Here is an 8,687-nt window from a genome sequence, read left to right on the forward strand (position 1 = left end):
TGTGCCAATGCTAATAGTCCTTGATTGTTCATGGTACAAAGGTGCAAATTTTCTATAGAATTAAAGAATTTTCCCCCTGATTTATCGGGTGAGCCATAATCGTTTCCTTTCGTTAGGCAAGGGTAAAAAAGTAGCGTGCAATTCACACTACCTTCAAGCGATGGCTCTGGTAAAGCCTTTACGGAGAGTACGTGAATGCACGCTATGCGTAAGCATAGCATAAGCATCACGCAATCGTCTCCGTAGTTCCAATTTACCAGATTTTCGCTTGAAACGCCTTGCGGTCTTATCCTATATGTTGGCGGCGAAAAGCTCCTGCCAATCGCCGTTTTTCTCAAATGTTATGCAAAGATAGCCAAATTCAGTGAATTACGGGCTATGATTGCTTGAATTTATATTTAATCTCCTATGCGCACTTTATCTCCTATCGAAACATTAATCTTGTCCAGGACTCCCGATATCTGCGATTTTATTTCGATCTCCTTCATCGGAAAAACATTGCCGGATATGTTTATTTCCTCTTTGATCTCGCGATATTGTGGTTGTGTAGTTTCGTAAATTGCCTTTGTACCTCTTAGCGAAGAACGAAAAGCAACAAATGCCAGTGTGGCGGAAAAGATGCAAATTAATATAATCTTAAATGTCTTCATTATCCTATATTTTCGTTTCTAATGGCGTCAATGGGTTGTATAACAGATGCTTTCATAGCCGGAAATGCTCCGGCAATGACACCGGACAAAATCAAGATAACCAAAGCGAGAACAGCTACATTTATATCTATTTCTGCATGCTTTATCATTGTCGCGTGACGGGCGCTTTCGAGCAACCAATTTATAATCTCAAGAATAGCTGCACCTGATATCAATCCGATGATACCGGAGATTACAGTTATGATGACAGATTCCGTCAGCATTAACACAAGAATGGATTTAGGAGTTGCTCCTACAGCCTTACGGATGCCTATTTCGCTACTCCTTTCTTTGATCACGACAAACATGATGTTGCTTACTCCAACAATACCACTTATCAGAAAACAAATTCCTACGATCCAGATAAACATTTTCAATCCATCAAAGAGTCCCTCAAAAGCAGATGTTTGTGTCTCAAAATTGATTATCTGTAAGGCTTGCTTATCAGAATAAGCAAATTGGTATTTATTAGCGATGAAGGCTCTCAGCTCATTCTCAAATCGCTTGGAATCAACTTCTTTGTTCAGATATAAACAGAAAGCGCGCAATGGAGTCTTATTGTCAATACAGTTTATGTAACTTGAGAAGGGCACATATACCGAATTGATTTCCGAAGCGCTGAAAATATCATCATTCTTTAGTACGCCTATCACCTTAAAATCAATACCGGCAATGTTGATCGACTTACCCAACGCTTTTTGATTATTAAATAAGGTCGTACTGACATTTTCGCCGATAATGGTAACATTACGGGTATTCTCGTCATCTCCTTTATTAAAATATCGTCCATCTTCGTTGATTTTAAGTATCTTAATTCCCATATAGTTTTCATTGATTCCTATAATCTTAAAAAGTCCGCTTTTAGCTTTATTCATCACTTGCGAATAAGGTCCTGTTATTTCAGGCGAAATAGCTTTTATCCCCGGGAACTGTTTCTTTATGCGGTTAAGAAAATGCAAATCGAAATGCAATTGTTCCCCTTCTCTGATATTCTTATACTTCACCCAGAATCCTCATCATTCCATACCATGACGGATTCACCATAAGTTACTAACGTGGTCACATAGCGGTGTGTGGTATTGATATTGTGCTGGGTTTGAAAAATAGCGATTGATTCATTCTCTATTTTCTGTACACGACTACGCTCGTGCAGAACAATAGCGACCATGCTGCCAATGATCGCCATTAAAAGAAAGTATCCTATAAATATTTTATGCTGCAAAAGTATTTTCATTGGCTTGATATTTTACAATCCAAATATTGCTTTCGTACAATATCTACATGCGGCAGAATCACGAAAAATATCCGAGATGAATAACACTAATAATAATTTCAAATTTTTCTATTTATTGCAGTTACATTCCTCCTCCCAACACATGATAAAGTTTGATTACACTTTGTATGCGTTCAAAACGAGTTTGTAGCTGTTGCACTTCCGCTTCGAGAAGAGACTGTTGGGCGGTCAACACTTCCAGATAGGTGGCATTGGAATGACGCATAAGCGATTCTGTCTTTCGCACAGCATCGCATAATGTTTCAACCTGTCGAGCATTGATTTCAATTTGCGATTTTGCCGTCTGCCATGCAGTCAGAGCATCGTTCACTTCTTTTCCAGCGTTCAGCAATGATTGCCGGAACAACAGTTTGGCTTCTTCCTGACGGCTTTTGGCTATCTTCAAGTTGGCGATGTTTGTGCCCCGGTTGAATAAGGGCTGTGTCAGGGAACCGATGGCATTGAGCAACCATTGTCCGGGATTTACGATTACGCCACCGCCGTTATTAGTCCATCCAAGAGTCCCCGAGAGGGTAATATTGGGATAGAAGGCGGCACGAGCCGCATTGGTGGCGTAGAACGCCTGCGCCAGTTCCATTTCAGCCTGACGCACGTCGGGACGGTTGGAAAGCAGTTGCAAAGGGACTCCAATCGAGACAGTATCGGGGAAAGCAGCCTCGGCCAGATTACTTCGTCCAATCGAGTGTGACGGCATGGCAAGTATCGCAGACAGGGCATTTTCTGTTTCGGAAATACTCTTGCGTATGGATAACAGGGATGCTTCGAGTCGCATCACGTTCGCCTTTGCCTGCAATACGCCGGCTTCGTTTGATTTCCCCACTTTTTTCAACGCTTCAAGAGTACGTACGGTAGTCCGCCAGTTCTCCAAAGTCCGGTTACTTATTGCCATTTGTGCGTCAAGCATGGCAAGGGTGTAGTAACTGTCTGCAATAGTGGCGACAAGCTGTGTCTGTACGGCCTGCCGGTAGGCACGGCTTCCTTGTAACGCGGCGGCTGCACCACGCTTTGCCGCCGTAAGTTTGCCGAAGATGTCCAGTTCCCAGCTTGCCGACGCTCCCACATTATATGTCTTTGCCGTTGCTCCGTCATGTTTATTGGCATTACCTTCGGCAGTCAGTCCCAGTGATGGAAGATATGATAGTCTGGCAGTCATCAGGACGGCTTCTGTCGCTTCCACGCGTAACCGTGCCACATTGAGGTCTGTGTTCCGTTCAAGTCCGGTTTCAATCAAGGACTGGAGTTTCGGGTCGGTAAACATTTCCCGCCACGACAGGGACGCGATGGTCGTTGTATCAATGTCCGCCGGTACGTCCCGATACAGATTCTCCGTTGAGAGGTCAGGACGATGATACCGGCTGTATGTGCCACAACCGGCAAACATCCATCCTGACAATATGATATATATTACTGTCTTCTTCATTTAATTATGCTTAACACGTTCTTGAATATATTGGAATACAATAAACAATGACGGCACAAGGAACAACAGAGCCAAAGTACCGACAATCATTCCACCGATTACACCTGTGGCAAGCGAACGGCTGCCGTTGGCACCCACTCCGTGCGCCATCATCAGCGGGACAAGACCGAACACCATGGACAGCACAGTCATCAATATAGGGCGCAGGCGGACTTTTGCCGCACTGTATGCTGCCTGTGCCAGCGTCATGCCTTCCGACCGCCGCTTGCCGGCGTATTCGGTAAGCAGGATGGCGGTCTTGGCAAGCAGGCCGATAATCATGATTAATCCGGTCTGCATGTAGATGTTGTTCTCCAGACCGAAGAGCCACGCAAACAGGAAACTGCCCATTAGTCCGCAAGGCACCGACAACAGAACCGCGAAGGGTATGAACACGCTCTCATACAAGGCGCACAGAATCAGATAGACCAGAACCATGCAGAGCAGGAATATAAGCGTGGCATTGTTGGTCGTCTTGCTTTCCTCACGCGAAATGCCGCCAAACTCGTATGTGTAATTTGACGGAAGCACTTCACGTGCCGTCTCGCCGATGGCTTCGAGCACCTGCCCTGAACTGTAACCCTGCGCCGGCGACCCGCTAATCGAGATGGCGTTGAACAGGTTGAAACGGGTGAGGTCTGACGGGCCGTTGGTCTTGGTCAGGCGCACGAACCGGCTCAAAGGCGACATGCCGCCATCGGAGGCGCGCACATACATGTGGTGCAGGGATTCCGCATTCACACGATATTCCGCCGGAGCCTGCATGGTCACATGGTAGAGCTTGGAGAACCGGTTAAAGTCGGAAACATATTGTCCGGTATAATAGCCCGACAATGTGGAAAGCACATCTGCGGGCGACACACCCGACTGCTCACATTTGGCGGCATCGATATCCACCCAGTATTGCGGATAGTCCGTGGCAAAGGAGGAATAGACTTCGCCGATTTCGGGTCGTTGCGACAAGGCTTCGACAAACTTGTCCGCCTCTTCCTTGAAAGCGGCGATGTTTCCGCCCGCCTTGTCCTGCAAATAAAGCTCGAAACCGTTTCCCATGCCGTACCCGGCAATCATCGGAGGCGACATGGCGAACACCGTGGCATCGGGAATATCTGAAGTGGCGGCATAAATCTTTCCGATGACATCATTCACCGACTGCCCCTCTCCCTTACGATCCTCCCAGTCTTTGAGTGTCACGAAATACATCGCCTGCGAGGGACCGGAACCGCTGAAAGAGAAACCGGCTACCGCACCGCTGTATTCAATCTCGCCGATGCTGTCGAGACGGCTGTTGATACGCTCCATCACCTTACTTGTCTGAGCCATGGATGTGCCGGGCTTCGTGTTCATGCTCACCATGACCGTCCCGGTGTCCTCTTCGGGAATAAGTCCCGTCTTTGTGACATTGACCAGCAGCACCAGCAACCCGAAAGAAATGCCTATGATGCTCCACAACAGCCATCGGCGATGGATAATGAACATCACTCCACGTACATAGCGTCGGCTCAGACTGTCGAAGACGGCATTGAACGCTTTACGGAAACGGGCTGCAAAATTGTTCTTAGTGTTGCCCTGCTCATCGATATAGGGTTTCAGCAGCAGCGCGCAAAGTGCCGGTGAGAGTGTGAAGGCATTGACTGCCGAGATTCCCACGGCAACAGCCATCGTGATACCGAACTGCGTGTAGAACGCTCCCGAAGTCCCGCCCATCATGGCTACGGGGAAAAACACTGCCATAAAGATTATGGTAGAGGTCAGGATAGCCGACGAAACGCCTTTCATGGCATCATCAGCCGCGAGAACTGCTGATTGATAGCCCTCATCGAACTTCGCCTGCACCGCTTCCACCACCACAATGGCATCATCGACCACGGTTCCGATGGCAAGCACAAGCGCGAACAGGGTGAGCAGGTTGATGGAGAATCCAATCATGGACATCACGGCAAATGTGCCGATGATGGAAACGAAGATGGATATGGTAGGGATAAGCGTTGACTTGATGTCCTGCAAGAACACATACACCACCACGATGACCAGAAGTATCGCTTCCAATAAGGTGCGGAGGACAGAGTGGATGGAGGCATACAGGAACTTGTTGGTATCGGTAAGCACCACGAATTCCGTCCCTTCGGGCAAGTCCCGGCTAAGGTCGTCAAGCACTTCGTGAATCTCCTTGATGGTGCTTGATGCATTGGACCCGGCTTTCTGGTTGATGAGCATCATAGCTGCCGGATGCCCGTTCACCTCGGAGGAATAGTTGTAGTATTCATCGCCCAGTTCCACATCGGCAACCTCTTTCAACCGAAGCACATTGCCGCCCGGCAGTGACTTGACGACCAGCTCACCGAACTCTTCCGCTCCGGACAAGCGTCCGCGGTATTTCATCGTGTATTCATTGGCGGTAGGATGATTGGCACCGAAGGAGCCGGTGGCGGCCTCGATGTTCTGTCGTGCAAGTACGGCAGAGATGTCATCGGGGATAAGCCCGTATTGCGCCATCTTGTCGGGACGCAGCCAAAGTCGCATGCTGTAGTTGGAACCGAACAACTGTGCCTTTCCCACGCCGCTGATACGTTTCAGCCTCGGCTCGACATTGATTTTCACGTAATTGCTCAGGAAGGTCTGGTCGAAGCGGTCATCGGGCGAATAGAGCGCGAAAGTCATCAGTTCGGCATTCTGCTGCTTTTCAGTGGTGACACCGGTCTTGGTGGCTTCCGCCGGAAGTTGGCTCAGTGCGCCGTTCACGCGGTTCTGCACGTTTACCGCCGCCATGTCCGCGTTGGTTCCCTGTTTGAAATAGATGTTGATGGAAGCATCTCCCGTATTCGATGCCGTGGAAGTCATATAGGTCATGTCTTCCACTCCGTTGATGGCTTCTTCCAGAGGGGTTATCACTGCCTTCTGCACGGTTTCAGCGTTTGCTCCCGGATAAGTTGCGAATACGTTGATGGTCGGAGGTGCGATGTCGGGGTATTGTTCCACCGGCAAGGAAAACATGGAAATCATGCCCAACAGTACAATCACCACCGAGATAACGCCCGAAAACACCGGGCGGTCTATAAAAAATCGCAGGTTCATTTCGTTTCGTTTTTAGGGGTTATGCTCATGCCTTCTCTCACCAGTCCCACGCCTTCGGCGACAATGGTGTCACCGACCGAAAGACCTTCTTTTACGATAAACCGGTTGCCGTCGTTCAGGCGGTCCACCGTGAGATAGGCGGCTTCCGCCTGTCCGTTTTTCAGACGGTAAGCGATAATCTTGTCCTGCAGTTCCACGGTGGCGGTCATGGGAATGGTTACGGCCTCCGTTTTCGGGTTTTGAAGGATGACATTGCCGATGCTGCCACTCAACAGTTCGCGGTCGGGATTGGGGAACAGGGCTTTGATTTGTACCGTTCCGGTAACAGGATCCACCACGCCGCTTACGGTTTCAATACGTCCTTTCGCCTTGTACAGGCTGCCGTCGTTGAGTTGCAGGCCCACTTCCGGCGTCCCGGCTATCATGCTGTCAATCGAGCCATAGCGAGCCGAATATCGCCGTAGCATATTCTCCGAAATGGAGAAATAGGCATACATCTCCGCATTGTCGGACACGACCGTGAAAGGCTGTGCCATATTGGGACCGACAAGCGCACCGATGCGATAGGGCAATGTGCCTACTACTCCGTTGCTCGGGCTTTTGATTTCCGTATAGGAGAGATTGTTGCGTGCATCCGATTCTTGTGCCTTTGCCTGTTCGAGTTCAGCACACGCCACTGCCAGTTGGTTCCGGGCGAGAGAAAGCTCGTAGTCGGATATGACCTTCTCGTCAAACAATGCCTGCTTGCCCCGCAGCTCGATTCTTGCCGTTTCCACTTTTGCCTGTGCCGCGCTGACATTGGCCTGCGCCGTGCGTAATGCCGCCCGATAGGGCACTTGGTCAATTACAGCCAATACTTGACCGGTCTTCACCCGTTCACCCTCTTTCACTTTCAGACGGATAATGCGCCCGGATATTTGCGGCAGGATGTCCACATCCTGCCGTCCGCGTATGGCGGCGGAATAGGACTCGGAGATTTCCACCGGACTTGCCGCGACCTTTATGACCCGATAACTCTGCACCGCATCCTGCTTGCCGTCCGCCTGCCTGCATCCGGTCGGCAGGAACAGCATGAGAGCAAATGCGGCGAAATTCGTGATAATGAATTGCTTGTTCATATTTTCTTCTTGTTTTGTATTAATTCATAAATTGATTTTTGGAACATGAATAAAAGTTTATCTTTTTCGTTCATGCGGATATTATCAGAATAACCGTCTTTTGTTATTTGATACCCACATGGCTTAACCATAAAAATGCCTAAGCCCTTAGTGTACGAACTTACTTCTGAGGCATAGTCTTTACTTGTATTTAATGGAACTTTCCCTTTAATATGACACCACTCATTATTACAACTGATGTCTTCAATCTCAGACATCAGTTTTTGCAAATCTGTAATAGCTTTGGAACTCGCTACTTGGGGTATCTGCAACTCAAAACAGAGCATCGGTTCGAGAATGTCCACACCTGACTGTTGCAAAGCCAGCCTGAAGACATAAGGGGTCAGCTGTCTGAAATCAGCAGGTGTACTTACCGGGCTATAATACTCGGCTTGAGTAAAAGTTACTTTCAGATCTGTCACTTCCCATCCATGTAAACCAGATTGGCAAGACATACGAATCCCTTCAAAAACGGCATTTTGAAAAGAATGGTTCAGATAACCATAGGAGATGTCACTTTCGATTTGCAACCCTGCCCCTAACGGTAAGGGTTCAAGAGTCAGCCCTATTGTGGCCCAGTAAGGGTTGGGTGGTACTTCGATCTGAATAATCTTATTGACCTTTTTTATAGGTCGTTCTTTGTAGATAGTCTTGATCTCATCAAAATGGACCTTTACGGAAAATCGTTCTTCCAGCAATGTCTGTATGATTTCCTTTTGGGTCAAACCATATAACGAGATTTCCAATTCATCACTATATGAGTTTATGGAAAAGGACAAAGACGGGTCTTCAATCCACAATGTATTCAGAGCGGATATCACCTTGCTTCTCTCTTCGGGCTTATTTGGCCGGACGGAGGATTTGAGAGCGGGATGCTGATGAGATAATCCTTGAATCAAACAAGGTTTAGCACCTAAATAATCTCCGATTCGAAAATCTTCTATATCTTCTACAATCGCGATATCATTGGCACCCACTTCATCAACATTTATCTCTCTGCCCTGATAAATAGT

The 8,687-nt window shown here is 48.0% G+C and carries 5 protein-coding genes and 2 pseudogenes; all 7 read right to left on the minus strand.

The genetic code is table 11. The features are described from left to right. Positions 1 to 398: 398 nt before the first annotated feature. On the minus strand, positions 399 to 650 hold the full coding sequence (locus DWX33_RS21810; protein WP_005809234.1) for an efflux RND transporter periplasmic adaptor subunit: 252 nt from the start codon (positions 648 to 650) through the stop codon (positions 399 to 401). Next, positions 650 to 1,693, minus strand: a complete 1,044-nt coding sequence (locus DWX33_RS21815) for an ABC transporter permease (protein ID WP_005809236.1) — start codon at positions 1,691 to 1,693, stop codon at positions 650 to 652. Before DWX33_RS21815 ends, DWX33_RS21810 begins: the two co-directional genes overlap by 1 nt. Positions 1,694 to 1,695: 2 nt before the next feature. Beyond that, positions 1,696 to 1,923: pseudogene (locus DWX33_RS21820) on the minus strand (hypothetical protein); the annotation flags it as partial. Positions 1,924 to 2,044: 121 nt separating this feature from the next. Next, on the minus strand, positions 2,045 to 3,403 hold the full coding sequence (locus tag DWX33_RS21825) for an efflux transporter outer membrane subunit (RefSeq protein ID WP_005809240.1): 1,359 nt from the start codon (positions 3,401 to 3,403) through the stop codon (positions 2,045 to 2,047). Continuing rightward, entirely contained in the window at positions 3,404 to 6,517 is a 3,114-nt protein-coding gene (locus DWX33_RS21830) for an efflux RND transporter permease subunit (protein ID WP_005809243.1), read from the minus strand. Continuing rightward, a complete protein-coding gene (locus DWX33_RS21835) occupies positions 6,514 to 7,635 on the minus strand; it encodes an efflux RND transporter periplasmic adaptor subunit (RefSeq protein ID WP_005809248.1) in 1,122 nt (373 codons plus the stop codon). The genes DWX33_RS21830 and DWX33_RS21835 overlap by 4 nt, the downstream gene beginning before the upstream one ends. Then, positions 7,632 to 8,687, minus strand: a pseudogene (locus DWX33_RS21840) (tetracycline resistance ribosomal protection protein); the annotation flags it as partial. The gene DWX33_RS21835 and the pseudogene DWX33_RS21840, both read right to left, overlap by 4 nt.

Source organism: Parabacteroides sp. AF19-14 (genome assembly GCF_003635485.1).
Taxonomy (GTDB): domain Bacteria; phylum Bacteroidota; class Bacteroidia; order Bacteroidales; family Tannerellaceae; genus Parabacteroides; species Parabacteroides distasonis.